At 53.7% G+C, this 18,877-nt stretch carries 10 protein-coding genes; 3 read left to right on the top strand and 7 right to left on the bottom strand.

Features of this window, described 5'->3' with window-relative positions; genetic code table 11:
* Positions 1–86 precede the first annotated feature (86 nt).
* The 4 genes from LX87_RS22420 to LX87_RS22405 all read right to left on the bottom strand — a co-directional run bounded on the left by LX87_RS22420 (position 87) and on the right by LX87_RS22405 (position 6,610).
* The gene (locus LX87_RS22420) at positions 87–308 is read right to left on the bottom strand and encodes a hypothetical protein (RefSeq protein ID WP_111630544.1); all 222 of its coding nucleotides are present in this window, start codon (positions 306–308) and stop codon (positions 87–89) included.
* Entirely contained in the window at positions 305–1,402 is a 1,098-nt protein-coding gene (locus LX87_RS22415; protein ID WP_146624534.1) for a hypothetical protein, read from the bottom strand. The genes LX87_RS22420 and LX87_RS22415 overlap by 4 nt, the downstream gene beginning before the upstream one ends.
* A 283-nt stretch (positions 1,403–1,685) precedes the next feature.
* Positions 1,686–2,264 (bottom strand): hypothetical protein, encoded by a 579-nt coding sequence (locus LX87_RS22410; RefSeq protein WP_111630542.1) that lies wholly within the window; start codon positions 2,262–2,264, stop codon positions 1,686–1,688.
* A gap of 365 nt (positions 2,265–2,629) precedes the next feature.
* Positions 2,630–6,610 (bottom strand): hybrid sensor histidine kinase/response regulator transcription factor, encoded by a 3,981-nt coding sequence (locus tag LX87_RS22405; RefSeq protein WP_111630541.1) that lies wholly within the window; start codon positions 6,608–6,610, stop codon positions 2,630–2,632.
* A gap of 572 nt (positions 6,611–7,182) precedes the next feature.
* Between LX87_RS22405 and LX87_RS22400 the strand changes: the two genes are divergently transcribed.
* Positions 7,183–7,635, top strand: a complete 453-nt coding sequence (locus LX87_RS22400) for a DUF6934 family protein (protein WP_111630540.1) — start codon at positions 7,183–7,185, stop codon at positions 7,633–7,635.
* 188 nt (positions 7,636–7,823) lie between these two features.
* Positions 7,824–8,159, top strand: a complete 336-nt coding sequence (locus tag LX87_RS22395) for a T9SS type A sorting domain-containing protein (RefSeq protein ID WP_170139423.1) — start codon at positions 7,824–7,826, stop codon at positions 8,157–8,159.
* 208 nt (positions 8,160–8,367) lie between these two features.
* Here LX87_RS22395 and LX87_RS22390 read toward each other — a convergent pair whose 3' ends face one another.
* The 3 genes from LX87_RS22390 to LX87_RS22380 form a co-directional block, all read right to left on the bottom strand.
* On the bottom strand, positions 8,368–12,057 hold the full coding sequence (locus tag LX87_RS22390) for a hypothetical protein (protein ID WP_146624533.1): 3,690 nt from the start codon (positions 12,055–12,057) through the stop codon (positions 8,368–8,370).
* Between the two features lie 321 nt (positions 12,058–12,378).
* Positions 12,379–13,950, bottom strand: a complete 1,572-nt coding sequence (locus tag LX87_RS22385; RefSeq protein ID WP_111630537.1) for an insecticidal delta-endotoxin domain-containing protein — start codon at positions 13,948–13,950, stop codon at positions 12,379–12,381.
* A gap of 238 nt (positions 13,951–14,188) precedes the next feature.
* The gene (locus tag LX87_RS22380) at positions 14,189–15,379 is read right to left on the bottom strand and encodes a serine hydrolase domain-containing protein (RefSeq protein ID WP_229310776.1); all 1,191 of its coding nucleotides are present in this window, start codon (positions 15,377–15,379) and stop codon (positions 14,189–14,191) included.
* 289 nt (positions 15,380–15,668) lie between these two features.
* Here LX87_RS22380 and LX87_RS22375 point away from each other — a divergent pair, with 289 nt between their 5' ends.
* Positions 15,669–18,743 (top strand): ATP-binding protein, encoded by a 3,075-nt coding sequence (locus LX87_RS22375; RefSeq protein WP_111630535.1) that lies wholly within the window; start codon positions 15,669–15,671, stop codon positions 18,741–18,743.
* Positions 18,744–18,877: the final 134 nt, after the last annotated feature.

The raw sequence follows: 18,877 nt of genomic DNA, 5'->3' as shown, positions 1-18,877 counted from the left end.
TAGAGTGAAAAGGGCTTAAAAACGGGCATGTATAGTGATGCTCCGCATTCCGTATATGGGTCAGGGAGGCTGGTCCTGGTAGCACCTTATAGCAGCTTGATAATCCAGTAATCCATTTCCGAATAAACCAAACCGTCTGCGTTACGCTGCCGGGGAGCACTGCTTTTATCCCCACTGATGGGGGAGGTCGAAGACCCTGCCGCGACAATTCCGTTATCGCGGGTAAGCGTCAGGCTGGCTAACAGATCCTGACCTTTGCCGCCTACTGTTTTGTGCCATTGATGATTCCCGCCATCGTCGAGCTTCATGATCCAATAATCCAGGTTGTTGCCACTGACGGGCATCGAACCTCCCGCCAGAAAACCCCCGTCAGGTGCGGCAATAAGCGAAGTAAGCTGAACCATGTTCCCTGCCCCAAGCCTTGCAGCCACACTTCGTTTCCATTGGCGTCGATACGATACACCCAGCACAGGTTTAATGCCCCCTGGTATGGATCGTTCTCTATGTGTGTATACCCACCTAACACAAAGCCCCCATCTGCCGTTTTTACGATGGAGTTCTCGGCGATCATATCAGCGCCATCTCCTCCAAAGCTCTTGTCCCACAGTTTACGCCCGTTGGCATCAATCTTGACGAACCAGACATCCTGCCGACCATTACCGGGCCGGCTTTTATCCCCACCCAGACCCGATAGAGAATACCCACCTAATAAAAATCCACCATCGTTTGTGGCTACTAAGGAGGTTAAATGGTCATCGTTGGGACCACCAATGGTTTTGTCCCATTGTTTGTTGCCCTTCGCGTCGATTTTGACAACCCAGTAATCCAGCCCACCCTGGCTGTTCTGGGTTTTATCGCCACCTGCGGGAGAAGCCGACGAGCCTGCCAGCAGGAATCCGCCATCGCTGGTGGCCACGATGGAGCTTAAGACATCCTGTTTAGAGCCGCCAAGTGTCCGGTTCCATTGAACCATGCCCCCTGCCGACAACTTGACAATATAATAATCCATAGAGCCTCTACAGGGTTCACTTTTGTACTGCGAAAAGGAAGAGTTGGAATAGCCGCCCACTAATAACCCCCGGTCGGTACCGGTGGCGACGGCCGTTAAGTAATCATCGCCGGAGCCGCCCAAGGTTTTCCGTCCCAACAGTGTTCCGTTGGGCTCGAGTTGGATAATCCAGTAATCCAGTCCCCCATAAGCAGGATTAGATTGTTTATCGCCCGTTGCGGGGGAGTCGGAGTAGCCGCCCAGTATAATGTTTCCATTCCACCAGGTCGTTGTGGAAGTGATCATATCCTGGCCGGTGCCCCCTTTTGTCAAATCCCATTGCTTGGCCGGAGCCGCTTCGATGCCAACACGGGCAGCGGATGGCCGATGGCTGCTGGGCAAGAGCGGATCCATCTTATCTTGTTTACAGTTCGACAAAAAAAGGGAGGTTATCAAAGCCAGAAGGAGCGTGTACTTTTTCATAGTAAGATGCATTTGAAAAATCAGATGTTAGTGATTAGATACTGCGTTTGATGGAGAGCCACTCTCTCCATCAAGTCGGTTTTTGCTGAATGAACTGCTTGCCTTGTAGCGGACCGGGTTGCTAAACCGCAAAAAGAACGGATAATGAACAGGGTGCTGGATGGAGGATACCTGATGAACCAAATCTTAACCGCCATCGAAAAGGCTCCGTCCGTCAGCGCTTTCTTCTTTTCCGGGAGCGGATCAGCAGGCGAACCATGGATTTGAGAAACCGCCCTAGCACCTCGCTTCGCTCGATGGCGTAGATCTTTGCCTCATCCGTCTGGGTGCGAACCTGCACCGGGCCACTGAACAAAGTGGTCGTAAAAAACCATTCCAGCATCACCTGGTATTTGTGAATCAGACTACCGGCCATCAACCAGTTCTTGCCCGTCTGTAGCAGGTCGGCCAGCGCCATGGTGTAAATCTGGATACAGTCCGAAGCATTCAGGCCGGATTTTTCCATCCAGAGGCAACCAATTTCGGCCACATTCGTGGGCGAAATATCCGTTTTGGCCAGTGTTGTCTCCGCCAGACCCATGCTTTCCAGGACCGATAGATACCGAAAGGGTCCCTGACTGTTAATGGTATAACCCGCCAGGAACGTGTCCGAAGCGTCGGGGTGATAAAAGACCCGGATGGACGAATGATGCAAATAGTCCAGTTCAGCTGCTGTTCCGAAACTGAGTCGATAGGAAATACAGCTAAAAAGAACCTGTTCATCGGCCTGGGTAATGATTCGGGAAGACAGCATAGTAGAGTTATGAAGGATAATGATTCCGTAAAGGGGTTTTTAGTTAGGGCAGTTAAAAACGAACGGTTGCTCTGTTTTTAACCGATCCCGCTCGTAGCTTACAGGACTGGTTACTGTAGTTCGGCGGTGTTGGTTTGATGAGGCAAAAGTAGGAGCCGGGGCATCCGAAGGGTTAGCACAAATCGGCCAATTGACTTGACCAAATTGGCCAATTTGGCGTCAATTATCACAAAAATGCCCATTTGATTGCCTATGCGCCTTCTCCACGGCCAGGCTGAGGCAAAGCCAGCCCTTGAGGGCGCGGAAGAGGATGAAAAAGAGAGGGAGCAAGGATCAGTCCCGGCCTGGCCGGAAACCCGATCACTTCATCCATTCTTTTTCTGCATCTGCAGATAGGCCGAGGGAGAAACGGCAAATTGCGCCTTAAACGATTTGGAGAAATAGGAAAGTCCTTCGAAGCCCGCCCGCTCGGCCGCTTCTGTGACCGAACAGCCTTGCTGCAAAAAAACAGCCGCCTTTCGTAGCCGGTAGGATCGCATTAGCTCATTGGCATTGCTTCCCGTCAGCGTGCTCAGTTTGCGGTGAAGCGTCCGCGGGCTGACGGCCAGTTCGTCGGCCAGTTGTTCGACGCTGAAGGCCGAATTGGTCAGTTGCCCGTCCAGCACCTCATAGAGTTTGAGCAGAAAAGGGTCGTCGGCGGAAAGCCCGGCGACCGGCACGGGTACCTGAACACCCCCCAACTGCCCAATCTGCTGCTGCCAATGCTGCCGCAACTGGTGCTGATGGCGCAGCAGGTTGCCAATCCGTAGGTGCAGTTCCTGCACATTAAATGGCTTGGTCAGGTAGTCATTAGCGCCTGCCGTAAGGCCTTTGATGCGGGCATCGGTCAGGGTTTTGGCCGTTAGCAGCATCACGGCGATGTGGGCCGTCAGGGGTGTGGTTTTGATGTGTTCGACCAACGTAAAGCCATCCATGAGAGGCATCATCACGTCGGAGATGACCAGCTCGGGCAGCTCCCGCAAACACACCTGCCAGCCTTCCTGTCCATTGGCCGCCGTCAGAACCCGGTAGGTGCCCGCCAGTTCCTGCGCGATGAACTCGCGCAGTTCGTCGTTGTCTTCCACCACCAGCACCAGCGGTGCTTCGGCAGAAACGGCGGTCAGTTGGGCACTATCCGCTACGGGAGCGGCAACGTTGAGACCGGGCGGGTCGGGCCGCGTTTCCAACGCGGCTAACACACCGGTAGGGTCCTTCAGCGGTAGGGTAACCGTGAACATGGTTCCCTCGCCGACCTGGCTATTTACAGTTACCTGACCGCCCAGCAACCGGGTGAATTCCGCTACCAGAAACAGGCCGATGCCCGTTCCTCCGCCCAGGCTCACCTCGGGGTCACGGCCCTGAAAGAACCGGTCAAAGATTCGGGTGAGTTGCTCGGGCGGAATCCCCACGCCCGAGTCGATGACCTGCAAACGAAACCCGGGGTTGTCTGCCCACTCCGTTTCCTGCAGAAGCACCCGGATGTGGCCACCTTCAGGGGTAAATTTCAGTGCATTGGCCAGCAGGTTGTACCCGATGGTTTCCAGTTTATGGGCATCAAACAGCGCTTCGGCAGCAGGGCCGGTCGCTTCGTAGGTTAGCTCAATTCCTTTTCGCTCGGCCCGCAGGCGAAACGAATCCACCACTTCCCCAAAGAAGCTGACCAGGTTGCCCCGGGATTCGACCCTACCCATTTGCCCGGCTTCGAGCTTGGCCAGGTCCAGGAGTTGATTGATCAACCGCAAGAGCCGGCGGGCATTGCGGTGCATGACACCCAACTGCTGCTGCAAACTGGCCCGTGAGGGCAGCGGGGCCGGTTCCATCAGCCGCTCCAGCGGACCCAGGATCAGCGTTAAGGGCGTTCGGAACTCGTGGGTGATGTTGGTGAAGAAGCGCGTCTGCCAGTCGGCGTTCTGTTTGATCAGGCGGGCCTCCTGCTCCTTGAGCAGTATTTCCTGCTGAAGATGCGCCCGGTTGATCCGGTATTGAATGTAGGCCCTGATCAGCCCCGCCAGCAACAGCCCGTACAAGGCGTAGGCCCACCCGGTTTGCCACCAGGGCGGATCAATGATAATTCCGATCGTTTTGATCAGCGGGCTCCAATGACCACCCGCATCGGCGGCATGGACCCGGAATTCGTACTCGCCCGGAGGCAGTTGGGTGTAGTTGGCGATGGTTTGATTACCGGACTGCACCCAGTCGGGGTCGATGCCCACCAGTTGGTAGCGGTAGCGCAGGCTGCTGGGTTTGTTGTACTGCAAACCTGCAAACTCCAGGCTTAAAAAGTTCTCTGTGGGCTTCAACCGTAGCGTGGTCGTCGCGTTGACCGGCAGCGATAGGGGGGAGCCTTCCTGACCCGGTTCAACGAGAACGTTGGCGATGCGCAGACCCGTCAAAACGGTGGGGATGGGTGACTTCATCTCCTTAAGAGCCAGCGGGTCAAATAGCGTTATGCCCGTACCTCCTCCGAAAGCCAGCCGACCATCGGGTAGTTGAACCGCGTGGTTGTGGCGGTACTCAATATCCAGCAGCCCATCCGCGGTGGTGAAATGCCGCATCTGACCCGTGCGGGGGTCCAGCCGGCTAATGCCTTTTACGGTACTAAACCATAAATTACCCTGCCGGTCGGTCAGCAAGGTCTGGATGGTGGTACTGGGTAAGCCCTGCTTTTGGGTCCAGTTTTGAAAGCGCATCGTCCGGGTATCCAGGCGGCCCAAGCCCTCCTGCGTCCCCACCCAGAGCCGGGCCGGGTGGGTCGGGTCGGCTGCCAGGCACAGAATATGATTGGAAATAAGGGAAGTCGAATCCGTCGGCTGGTAACGTAGGTGCCGCACCAGGCGCCGTTTTTTCGTATCATACGCATAAAGGCCATCGGTTTCGGAGGCCAGCCAGACCCAGTCGCCCATCGGATAAATCGTACTGACCCAGTTCACCGGACAGGCAAACGTATCAAGCAACCGCCCCGTCGAATCGGCTTTATACAGGCCCTGATACGGGTCGTACAACCAAATGATGCCATTGGGTAACACCCGGATTCCATTCCCCCCTTCAACCCCGGGGATTGGCGTTGTTCGAGGTACGGCCAGCAGGCGTTGTAACCGGCGGTTTTTGGGATCACTGCGGAGTAACTGGTACGAATCACCATCGAACCCGACGGAAATATAAGGGGCTGTCCCGCCCAGCCGTAGCCGGTAAATGTGTATATTCGATTGGGACCAGTTGGGCATATCGATGCCCTGCTCGAGCGACAAGAGATCGTTTACAAAATTGAGCCGGTACGGGTACGTTTTGAAGGGTAACGCCCTCAGGTCAATCTGCTGGATACCGTCCCCGTTGGTGCCGATCCACAGCACACCGGAGCGGTCGACCAGCAGGGCGTGGAAATAGTTCTGATAATCCGGACGGGACCCCGTCCAGACCGACGTGATCTGGTTATCGAGGGACAACCGATAGACCGTCAGGCCGTGGGTGAAATACACGTTGCCATCCGGGGCTTCGTAGATGAGTCCAGCCTGGGTATGAACCGGGCTGGAAATGGGAATGGAGCGAAAGCGGTGGGTATTCGGATTGAAAACCAGCAGTTGCTGTGCCGCACTGATAAGAATCTCGCCGTTGGACCGCTGGAAAAGCAGCGTGTTATAATAGTTGGCCGTCTGACCGGGAAGGCCCACCAGCGGGTGGTCCCAGGAGCGAAACGCGCCGGTTTGGGTGTCGAACTCAAGCAAATGGCCCGGAGCGGGCATATATATCCGTTTCTGAGCCGTCAGCAGAAGCGAATTACCCAGAAAATGGTTGCCCGGATTGGGAAATGACGGAAGCGTATAGAGCTTGAATTGCCGGGTTGCCCGGTCAAACCGGAAAAGCTGGGTTTCGCGCCTTCCCCAGACCTGCTGTTCATTGCCGGTGCGGGTGGCTCCGGCCAGTTTGATCTGCCTCTGGGCGAGCTGTTTGGCCGATACTAAGTCGGTAAACTGTTCGGTGATGGGGTTAAATAGTTGCAGATCTCCGCTCTCCAGATGCAGTAGCACCGTCGTATCCGAAATGGATTGCATGGATAAGATGACATTGCTGGCCAGCGAGCGGCTGCCGAAGGGCTGATGCCGGAACACCTTGAACTGCCGTCCGTCGTAGCGGGCCAGCCCATCGCGGGTGGCAACCCAAATAAAGCCAGCCTTGTCCTGAATTAATCCGGAAACGTAATATTCGGGTAAGCCGTGTTGAATACTCAGCGAGCGGCTGGTAAAGGGCTGGGCCAGCAGCCTGCCGGTCAGGACAACGATCAGAAAAAAAAGCCAAAGGCCGGTTTTCACAAAGGCTTAGGAAAGAATGTCAGACACATAAACATACGACTATCGGCGTAAGAAAACAAATGGTTACATTCCCTGTCGCTCCATACGACACGGACTGGGTGAGTCAGTTCGTATTTAAATTCTGGTTCGTAGTTGGAAAAGTTATATAAAACAAATATTTAATTATAATTATGGGCAAAATAAGATGATTTGTGCGCAATTTGGCCATTTTGGACAAGTAAAATGGCCAATTAGAGCTAACACGCTGGGGACAGGATCGGCCACCTTTGCAACACAGTACAGCACGAGCCAAACCTAGGTTGAACCCGTGCTGCTGTCGGGTAAGCCGAAAACCGCCAACAGAGTAGGCATTGTCTTTCAACCTTATTTTACACGTATGAAATCGCTTCGCGTTCCTAATCTTAATGATGTTAATAAAGAAAGAGCTGAACGGGAAAAGCAGTCCATCATCAGCGCTGTTATTTCCATAATCCGTTGATGAGTGGCAGTTCTTCCAGCTTAGTCAACCAGCCGTTTTAGGTTGACTAAGCTGATCCTTTTGTAACCCATTGGTAATCCATCCATATCCTGCTATGCTTGAGCCGTATTCTTATACGATTTCCGGTGATCGCAAAAAGTTTGACTTCACCAGCGCTGGGCCCAAAGGACGCATCCCGAAACTGATTGAGTTTTCTCCGGTGCATGAGCAAATACATCAACTGGGTTTAACTGACCGGCTGGCCAATGGCGAGTCGGATTTAACCCTTCCGCCCACCAATAACGGGGATGTTTACCGGGTGATGAGCACAGTCATTGAATCGATGGTCTGCTTCTTTAACGAGCACCCGGATCAGTGGGTCTGGATTAAGGGGGCATCGGCGAAACATCGGCGGTTGTATCACCGTTTTTTAACCACTCAGCTACCGGCCAAAAACAGTCATTACCTCTTTTATGGAATTCAGTCCGATCAAACTTGGGATGCTTACCAGCCTGGGATAGACTATGAGTCCATTCTGGTAGCCAAACGACTAACGCCCGTAGAGTAAGCCGGTGAGCAGCCGTTAACTGATTAATCTAAAGCCGTTAAAATGAAACCTAGTCGGGTCTTCTTCAGTGGTGACTGCTTGCGGCAACCTGTATATCTCCGATTTGGGTAATCAAAGGATTCGTAAAGTAACCCCCCAGGGCATCATTCGCACAGTGGCCGGCAATGGCCAGCGGGGCTATGGCGGTGATGGCGGAGCACAGGTGCAACGGGCTCACCGGTACGCCCTTAACCCTGAACTTTCGGGTCGTCAATCAATCGCCAGGGGCAAGACTGAGCACCGAAGTCGATGCCGAAGAGGTGCGGGTATATCCCAATCCGTTCCAGGGGTCGTTTCGGCTCAAAAGCCCGGTCAAAGGGCCTCTATTGCTGTATGATGTCTCAAGCCACAAGGTGCTGGAATTATCCACGGTGCAGCCCGAACAAGCCATCCAGCCGAGTCCGGACTTAGCGCCAGGGGTATACTTTTTGCAGGTAGGAGAAGGCGCTAATGTTCAACGTCGGAAACTCTTGAAGATTCCCTGATCTGATCAACCTGACGAGAGGGATTTTTAACAGCCCGGTGAGCTTCACCGGGCTAACGTTTTTAAGGGGAAGGGAAGAAGAAAATGGAGCTCCGATCACCAATTCATAGCTTTCTAAACCACCAATTTCTCTAAGCCAACAAAGGTCTTATCCAGTAGCAACAAATCGGTTCAACAAGGGGGATTAATTCACTGTAATTGTTATAAGGTTATTTCAGTGTAATACATCCCTGAATGACCTTGACGGTTTGCTGCTGAGTCCTGGTGGGCGAGACAACACGGACACGCAACAGTAATACACCGCCCCAGTCAGGACTTACTTCTAGATTGTGTTGTTCAACCTGACCCGCTCGCTCAATGCGTTCGCTGGTCAAATGTCGCCCGTTGAGATCTGAAAGCGTCAGATCTACTGACTGTCCTTCCACTCCTTTCACTTCCACCCAAATCTGATGGTTGGTAATCGGGTTGCCTAGTAGTTTAACCTGCAGACCTGCGCCAATCTCTTCAACCAATGCCTTACGGGCTCCGCTGCTGGTAGCTTGACAATCGTCCGTCCAATTGTAAGTGTATTGCGTTTGGTAGTTACCCTGCTGAGCGACCAGGGTGATGCTGGGATTGTCGGCGTACAGTCGCAGCGTGTACGGACCGGGTTGGGTAGTGGGCCCTAGCTCATTGACCACCGAGAAGCTAATCGGCTGACCGTTCAGCCCCCCGTACTGGGGCATGAAGCGGACCTGATAGCCCTGCTTAACCGAATCCACCAGCGCACAGCTTACCGGGCTGACACCGCCAATGCTAAAGTCCGGGGATGTGCTCATAGTGGGAGTAATTGTCAACTGGAAGGTAACGATGATTGAGAGACCGCCTGGATCTGTCGCCGTCACACTCACCGGGTAGGTGCCCGTTACTGACGGTATGCCACTGATGACACTCTCTAACAGGCTCAACCCCTGAGGCAGGCTCTGGGCCGCAAACCGGGGCATCTGACCATCGGGGTCGGTGATGTAGTCGGTTAGTCCCAATTGGTAGGACTGACCGACCCCCAGCGTCTGACTGGGGATGCCACTGGTGGTGGGCGGCTGGGCTTGAACGCTACCATTGGTGCAAGCGGCCAGCCACTTATAGACAAAGCGTACCTCGTTCCGGCTTCCCTGCTGGGCCACCAGGGTGATGGTGGGGTTATCGGTGTATAAGTGCAGCGTGTACGGACCGGGTTGGGTAGTGGGCCCTAGCTCATTGACCACCGAGAAGCTAATGGGCTCGCCGTTGATCCCCACGTACTGGGGCGTAAAACGCACCTGCCGTTGATTCCCGCTGAGGGTTTCACAGCTCTCAGCCCTCACTCCTGAAATAGCGAAGCGCTCCGAACCAACATCTTCCCCGATAACCGTGACGGATACGGCGGCCGTGGCGGTTCCCTTTTGAGTCGTCACCGTCAGGGTATACGTCTGGGAGCCGCTACCCTGAGCCGTCACGCTCTCGCGGTAGTCTGGGCCGTGGTAGTCTCCCGTCAGGGGCGTCTCTTCCTGACCATTGGTCAGGGTGTAGCTGTAGATGTCGGCGTCGACCAGCCCCGTCAGGGTGGCCGTGAACTCGACTGACTGGCCTGATTTTACGTGGTTCGCCCGGGCCTTCAAACCGGTGATAGCAAAGGACGCAACCGTGACCGATACCGTACCGGTGACGGCGTAGAGGGAATTTCCAATGGTGAGCGTATAGGTCTGTATACCGGTTCCCTGCGCGGTCAGGCGCTGGCTGAAGCTCGGACCGCTGGCCGTACCCGTCTGAGTGCTTCCTGCGCCGTTGGTGAGCGTATAGTTGTAAGGCCCGGTCACGCTACCCACTGTAGCCGAGAACTCAATGGACTGGCCCATTGCTACCGACTTAGGAGCGGCCGAGAAGTTTGTCAGCGTTGGCGTGCACTGGATCTGAGTGTAGGTAGCGGGTTGAGAATACACCGTGCAGGAACCGTTCGTAACTTTCACCCGGTACTGACGACCAGTCGGTTCATCACCGTTGGTGGTTAGGGTGGCCGAGTTGTAACCTGGATATACACTACTATCGAAACTCAGGGAAGCCCATCCACCGCCATCATTATATTCCCAATCATAGGTTAAGTCAGTTCCCTCCGCTTTCACCTCATACTGGAGGTTCTTGCCTGAGCAGGCGGTCCGGCTGACGGGCTGTTGGGTGATGCTGGGCGTCGGTGCGAGCGTGAACGTAGCAGATTCAGAATAGGCACAACCGTTATTAATTTTCACTCGGTACTGGCGGCCGGGGGTTTCAATACCATTAGTAGTTAGCGTAGCCGTGTTGTAGCCCGGATAAAACTCGGCAAAATCACTCAACGGCTTCCATTTATCTATGTCAGGGTCTTTAAATTCCCAGTCATAGATCACTTGGTCAGTACTCTCAACCACCACTGTGTACTTAAGTCCATTGTTGTTAGCCGAGCAGGCGGTTCGGCTGATGGGCTGTTGGGTAATCACCGGAGGAGTTGTCGCTAGGGTGAAGGTAGCCGATTGGGAATAAAGCGGAGTGCCACAACTATTCATAATTTTTACACGGTACTGGCGGCCGTTGGCTTCATTGCCATTGGTTGTTAGGGTAGGAGTGTCATAACCCGGATATAGTTGGGCATAACTACCACCCAACGACACCCAGTCCGTCGTATTAGGGTCTTTAAATTCCCAGTCATAGATCACTTGGCCAGTGCTCTCGACCACCACCGTGTACTTAAGTCCATTGTTGCTAGCCAAGCAGGCGGTTCGGCTGGTCGGCTGTTGGGTAATTACCGAAGTGGGAACCGTAAAGGTGGCCGAGTCGGAGTAGATGGTACCACAGTCGTTGATGATCTTCACCCGGTATTTGCGGCCGGGGGTCTCCACCCCGTTGGCGGTCAGCGTAGCGGTAGTATAATCCGGATAAGTATTAGCAAAATCACTAAACGATACCCAGTCCGTCATAGTAGGGTCTTTAAATTCCCACTCGTAGGCTAAGTCATCTCCGTCGGCCTGCACGCTGTATGTAAGCCCATGCCCATTACCCGAGCAGACGGTATGGCTGATCGGCTGTCGAGTGATGACTATTTCTCTCAGTTTCGTGAAAGTGACCGGATTGGAGTAGATGGGGCAATACCCGTTGTTAACTTTCACCCGGTACTGGCGGCCACTGGGTTCATCCCCGTTGGTAATCAAGACGCCAGTGTCGTAGCCCTGATACGCGTTGGGGTTGGCGCTCAGGGAGTACCAGTCACTGCTATTACTGTCTTTATATTCCCAGTCGTAGCTCAAGTTCTCTTCCTGCTTGACCTGTACCCTATAGTCAAGTCCTATGCTTGAACAGGCGATGTGGTCGGCCGGCTGTTGGGTGATGATCGGGGAAGCCAGCTTGGTGAAGGTGGCGGGTTGAGAAGTGGCCGAGCAGGACCCGTTGTTAATTTGCACTCGATACTGGCGGCCATCGGCTTCCTCCCCATTGGTGGTCAGCGTAGCCGTATTATATCCCGGATAAAAGCTGGGATACCTACTCAGCGGCAGCCAGTTAGTCATACCAGGGTCTATAAACTCCCAGTCGTAGGTTAAGTTCGTTCCATCTACCTGCACACTGTATTTGATCCCGTTGCCCGAGCAGGCGGTTCTACTGATCGGCTGTTGGGTGATGACGATTGTCGGACAGGAGCCATCACCAAAGCTACCAAACCCGCCCTCATCTCCCCGGTAGACGCCGTATCGGTCTTTACGAATTTCGCTAGCAAAACCAATCGGTCCAGTATGCCCCCAACTAGGCTGCAGACCCATCAGACACAGGCAAAATAGCCATTGAAGCACGAATAAAGAGGTAACGATCACCTGCCTGAGCATTCGCTTAGCACTTAGCTGGAAAATAAATGTTGACATACCAGTATGAGAGTCAATACGGCGAAGACCATCTGTCTTGGCCGGTAGTACAGGTTAATTGAATAAAACGCAATAGGCAGCCAGACCAGCCGTGGTCCATACCGCTACAGGGTAGCCAAGACGCCTTTGGCCGCGTACCCGGCGTAGTACGTATGCCGGATTATAGGCCATCACCGAGTGCTATTCCGCGATGGCTCCGTGGCTACAGCTCGAGTTGTGCGTTACCGGATTGCCGTTCTCCGGTTAGTAAGTCCCTTACTTGGGCCGCCACAAGGCGGTGTGCGGTTACACCACAAGCCCATTCCAGAAAAGCAGCCACCCTTATTTAAGGGCTTCCGCTCGTGCCTTGATGGAGGCCCAGTAAGCCTGGCGAGCCATTTTCAAATCGTCGGTGATCAACGCCGACGTAAGGCCAAGAGACGGGAAGGCCTGGACAAATTCATTCTCTGTTCGCTCTTTAGGGCTTGTCCTATAAACGGCACGGATTGCTTCCGTGGTGATAGGTGCCTCGAAGTTTATATACTGGAAGCCAAACACCACCAGATGGCCGGTGAAGTATATACTCGATATAAACTGACCGAAAGGCGCTTTTACATCAATAATATCTGAACTACCCCGAGTGCCGGTCCAGGGGGTAGTGGCCCCGTCCTTGTAGACAAACTGAATCGCCGATACGCCAAGATTATCGTCGTAGTTGGGCGGGTACTTGTTGAAACTAAGTCGGGCCTCGACGATGGGGTTGGCGGGCGATATAGGAAATACGCCACCACGGGGCGGCTGCGTACTACCTCCGGTCCAACCATCCAGTCCCATCCGGGGCGTCTGCGTATTACTGTAGGGTCCGCCACCTTGCGGATACGTTACCTGCATTCCATCAATGAATTCCCCGCCCCATATGGTTATCTGAGTAGGACCCTGGGTTGGCCACAGGTTGAAGTCCGGGTAAAAACTGGGACTTGTTGGATAACCGTATTTAGCTAAAAAATCGTATCCCACGCAATAGCCAATCTTGCCCGAGTAGACGGCGCGTTTTATCGGTATTCTTGGTCCATTACGGTAAAGACTCACATCATAATACGGCCACATGTCCCTATAGTCAAGTACAGTTAAGCTTATCTCCCGAAGATAGCGGTCAACCGTTGTGGCAGGTTCGCAAGCATTACTTCCACCATTGTTTCCACCCTTAACAAGTGCATCTACAAGGCCTTCTCCGTAGGCCCAGTGATAAGCGTAGTATTGATAATTAGTTATCGTCGTCTGGAGATCGAGAAGATCCTGTTGCTGGTCGGCTTGGCTCCTACCCCAGCTTTCCCCAAAGGCTACCCCATCGCGTAATAGCGCCAGGTGCAGGTTGGCAAACTGGGCAAACAAGCCCAACAGCGGCAACTCATACCCCTCGGATTGAAAATGAGGCAGTGCTTGGGCAAACGAATTTCTGGTTACAATCCATTGCTCTTGAATACTCCCTACATTTCCGTTTTTGAGTTCATGCAGGTAAAGAATCGTCGAGTTATTTAGGCCCTGCAGATCGTCTTTCACCTGCTGATAGACAGATTCACTAATTTTCTTATCTATTAAGGTTTCCACCTGATCTCTCACCTCAGCCCACACGTCTTCCTGGGGACTGGGCCAAAAGAGTTCAAACAAAACTGATAGGAGTTCACCCACCTCAGGTATAGCCTTAAGTGAGGCTACGATCAATGTTTTGGATTTGTCATTCCAATCAATACTATAATCCCCCACCGGCGTAACGATGGGGGGATCGCCGGGATCAGGGATACGGTGGTCGGTGCAGCTTACTAGCAGTTCTGGTAAAAAAAGCACACTGCCCGCACCCAGGGCCGTGCGCTCCAGAAATTGTCGGCGATTGGTTATACCCGTTTGTAACAACATAAAGTTTGGGGTTGAATCTTTGATAAAGTTGATGCTGCATCGCTGGCCCAAGAGGGCGTCAATGGCTTACATACACGCGTTAGCCACTGCTCCGTAGCCTCTTTCAGACACTATTTTTTGTTGATTGGCGGATATTAGCCTGCACGCTGACCTCGTATGTGGCCATTAAGGAAATCAGTGTGCTCTCATTACGAAGTCAGATAAAACGCACCATTTGGTCGAAAAAGCGATAGCCTACTTACTTAATCGGATAGCCCAGTGCGCCTTTGGCCGCATAGCCAGCATAGTACATGTGCCGGAAACAGGTTAAGAAGGAAGCTTCACCCCTGGAAAAGTCCCAGAGTGGCAGCATCGCCACGATCGATACGTCCGTGGCTGGGTCATAGGCCATCAACGACAGGTAGCCCGCAATGGCCCCGTTATGACCATAGCCTAAGTTGGTGAACCGGTCAGACCCTAATCCGTAGTCGGGGTTGGCTGGCGAGGTGTTGGTTTGCATCAATTGCACCGATTGGGGGCTGAGCACGTTCTCCCCCCGCATCAGCGAGCGGATGTAGGTATTCAAGGCGGCCATGGTGCCATACCCGTTGCCTTCTGCCACGTGGGCGCTCATATTAACCGGGCCAAAGCCTACCCCCCACAAAGGCGACTGCCGGATCAGACTGGTGACATTTGGCTGAGGTAGTGCCTGGTCATCCGCCCGGTAGGGAAACGAAACAGCGATGGGCACCCGGCTGGCCGGACCGGTTATGTAGTTGTGGAGATAGTCGGCGTAGGTCTTCGCACTACCGCTTTTGGCCGAATAGACGCGCTCAATGATCCGGCTCAGGATGGCATATCCGGTATTGCTGTAGTGATAGCCTGCCCCCGGAGGGAAGGGGTACTTGAGCTGATGATTAATGAGCGGTTTTATCAGTTCTTCGGTGGTAAACTGATGGGTCGAGTCCCGGGATTGTCTATAATTCGTATAGGTTTCCCCATTCAGACCGGGTATAGTGTCATTGTCGGAATCATACACGCCCGCACTGTGCTGCAAAAGGTGCTCAATGGTGATCTGCCCCTTGTTCGGAAAGTTCCAATCCGCCGTTGCCGGGACATAGGGCTGATTAGTACCCGGTATCAGATCCGTGATGTGGGCTTTATAATCCAGCCAGCCATCTTCGTGCATATTCAGAATAGCCGTGGCCGTAAAGTTCTTGGTGTTGCTGGCAAAGCGGAAGTACGTCTGCGGGGTGATGGGGGACTTGCCAGCGAGTACCGACGACGCGAAATAGGTGTGGTTGGGGGTCTGGATCAGCACGCTGAGGGAAGGCACCCCATTACCCAGACTATCTTCCAGGACCCGGCGGACGCTGTCCACAGCCGCCTGGACGCGGAGTTGATTCGGCTCATCAGGATTCGGCTCCCGGTGATCCGTACAAGATATCACGAAACTAATCAGATAAAGTAAACTAGCCTGGACGAGCCACGGCCGCCAGAGGGATCGGCGGATTGATAACGCGATTCGGCTGAAGAGCAAAGCAACTGGAGATGGTAACGAAGTTTGCATACGTTTAAGTAGGATAAGTAAGTCGGCGACCGCTTGTCATGGCGGTCGCCTTTCGCACACAAAGGTGAAGAACAGCGGAGGGTAAAGTCTATCACTATTGTTGCATTGTTGGTAGTATTGTTGCATTTTAAGGTATTATGGTGAAATATGGCCTTTCCATTATGAACCTATGTCATCTATATGCTCTGTCCTTCGGAATTGTCTGCTGTTTGCTCTGTTGAGTGGCGCATCGCTTCGGGCCCAGCAAATCATGCCAGCCCGACTTGAGCAGTATACCCCGCCGGCAAACATCAATTTCAATACATTTGGAGCTACGCAGGATCACCGTGGAAACCTCTGGTTTGCCACCAACGATGGGGTGGTGCGCTTCGACGGGCGGTATTTTAAAGTTTTTCATGATCCGGTCTTTAAGCAGGGGGATGATTACTTTCACGTTGTTCCCTCACCCGATGGTCGCATCTGGTGCAAACTCGGTCGGGGTAATGGGCTGTCCTATATCGACCCCCAGCAGGATAAAATCATTCGGATCCCCGACACCACCCGGGTCGTTCGGGAGTTTCTGGCCGTCCGCAGCAGTAACTACCTATTTGCTGCCGCCGATTCGACCCTTTGGATCGGTCAACGGGGAACGGGCCTGCTGCACTTCAATCCGCGCACTTACGCCGTCGAGCAAGTTTTCAGCCAGGAAGGTGAGGGAGTTCGCTGGATAACCCAGGACCGCCAGGGAACCATCTGGTTCACCACCAACCTGGCCGTGTATGCTTATGATCCTCCTACCCGGCGACTGAAGCGTTACCGGGAGGGGCTGGGTCCGCCCGGACCCGTTTCGAAAGAGCTGCGTGCGATTGGCATTCATGCCCGGGCGGATGGGAGCATCCTGGTCGGATTGCCCAGCGAAGTTGATGTAATTCACCCGGCTAGCGGCCACATCGATCGACTGGTATTGACGCCCTCCCGGTTTCATGCCGACCAGACAGTACGCGATTTCTTCGACGACGGGCAGGGCAATACCTATTTTAAAAATCATACCAGCTGCTTTCGCTACACGCGACAGGGCCAGTTACAGCAACTGGAATTCAGTGACCTTCGCCACCGGGTTTATTTCCTGTATCCCGGACGGGATCATCGGCTCTGGGTAACGGCTGGTCAAACCCTACTGGCCTACGATCTAACGCGGATTCACGCGATTCCATCGTTAAATCTCATCGATGTAGTCGTCAATCAGGACCGGCTGGAAGAAGCAAGTACGAACCATTATCTGGTCCGGGATTCGCTGGGTCACCCTACCTTGACGGTGCAGGACGGGGATTTAATCAGCTTGCGGGTTTCGCCCTTTATCCAATCCTTGGCACATGCCTTCCGGATACGGCTGGAAGGCCATGATCAAAACTGGAACGTTGTCGAGGACGCGGTTAACCAGGTGGCCTATCAACTGTCGGCTGGCCGCTATACGCTGGTACTCAATGCATATACAAAACCATCGGGCTGGGCCAGGCATGTGTCAACGATGACTATTATCGTCCGGCCGTTGTTCTGGAAAACCGGCTGGTTCTGGGTATTGGTGCTGGCGGTGGTGGGGCTGGTGAGCGGAACACTCCTGCAAGGTGGGAGGAGACGGCAAAAACTTCGACGGGAACTCTCCCGCCGGGAGTTCGAAGCCGCTACGCTGCGTGAGCTCGATGAATTAAAAAGCCGTTTCTTTACCAACATCACCCACGAACTGCGCACCCCTTTGACCCTTATTCTCAATGCTGCTGAGCACATAAACCCCTCTCGCCTGGCGGAATCGGACCAGAATCGCCTCCAGTCGATCCGGAATAATGCCCACCAGTTGATGCGGTTGATTAATCAAACGCTCGATATGGCCAAACTTGATGCTGGAAAACTCGACCACCGCGAGCAGGTTGGTGACCCGGTAGCCTTTGTGGGGCAGGTGGTCGACCAGTTTAGGGGGCTGGCGCAACATCGACAAATTAACCTCGATTGGATAACACAATCGGAGAACTCGTCACTTTACCGCTTTGATGCTGATAGTCTCGGCAAGATTACGTATAACCTGCTCTCGAATGCCCTTAAGTTTACCTCCGCCGAAGGAGTCGTTCGGATTGACTGTTGGATGACCGACCAGCACGTACTGTGGCTTCGGGTAGCGGATACGGGAATGGGTATTCCAGCCGAGCATTTGGCGCGCTTATTTGACCGTTTCTACCAGGTCGACAGCTCCTCCACCCGTGCTTACTCGGGCACGGGCATTGGGCTGGCGCTCGTGAAAGAACTGACCCAGTGGCTGGGGGGCACCATTGAGGTGGAGAGTTCGGTGGGTCGGGGTAGCGTGTTCACCCTAACGCTACCGCTCATCCCAGCCACAGAGGCTGACCAGGCAACCGTGGATGAGCCAAACGGGTTCTTTCAGCAGACTTCATTACCCGCCACTCCTCCGGTGCTGAAAGCAATCCCCGACCAGGCTTTTCCCCAGGAAGCAAGCTGGCCCTTAGTGCTGGTTGTAGAAGACAACCCCGAACTACGCCTGTTTTTGAAAGAATCGCTCATGGCTCATTACCGGGTGATCACGGCTGATAACGGTCGGCAGGGTTTGGAGCAAGCCCTGGCAGAAGTGCCTGACCTGATTGTGAGTGATGTGATGATGCCCGAGTTAGACGGCTACGAACTGGTTGAGCGGTTAAAAGCGGACGAGCGAACGAGCCACATTCCGATCGTACTGCTGACAGCCCGGTCTTCCTATGATAGCCGACTGAAAGGACTCGGCGCTGGGGCCGACGACTACCTGAGCAAACCCTTTAGCGTAGAAGAACTCATCCTGCGTATTGGCAACTCGCTGCGTACCCGTCAGAACTGGCAACGGCAGCTCACGTCGGAAAAGAAGACGGGTCAGGCGGAACAATCGCCCAATCCGCGGCTGGAGAAAGAAGAGCGTTTCTTGGCCCGGCTACGAACCCAGATTCTGGCCCATCTAACCGACGAGCAGGTAGATGTCGACTGGTTGAGCCAGCAGGCTGGCATGAGCCGGGCGCAACTCCACCGTAAACTGACGGCTTTAACCAACATGAATACCACGAGTTTTATTCATAGTGTGCGAATGAGCCAGGCCGTGGTTTTACTACAGGAAGGCAAGTTGAACGTGGCTCAGGTTGCCCAAGCGTTGGGTTATAACTCGCAATCCTACTTCAGCAAGCTGTTCCAGGAACACTATGGTTATCCGCCCAGTAAACACAATGCGCTTTAAAGTAGGTTGAGCCAGCCAATTTGCTTCTTATTATTACCTTCTCAACTAAATTTGTCACAAAAGCATGGCTTTCTGATCCAACAATTTTTCCCTCCCCATTCACACCCTGTAAAGGGTCAACATGACCGTTCAAA

It is taken from the genome of Larkinella arboricola (assembly GCF_003259745.1).
Lineage (GTDB): Bacteria > Bacteroidota > Bacteroidia > Cytophagales > Spirosomataceae > Larkinella > Larkinella arboricola.
This window is presented reverse-complemented; position numbering and strand designations above follow the sequence as displayed.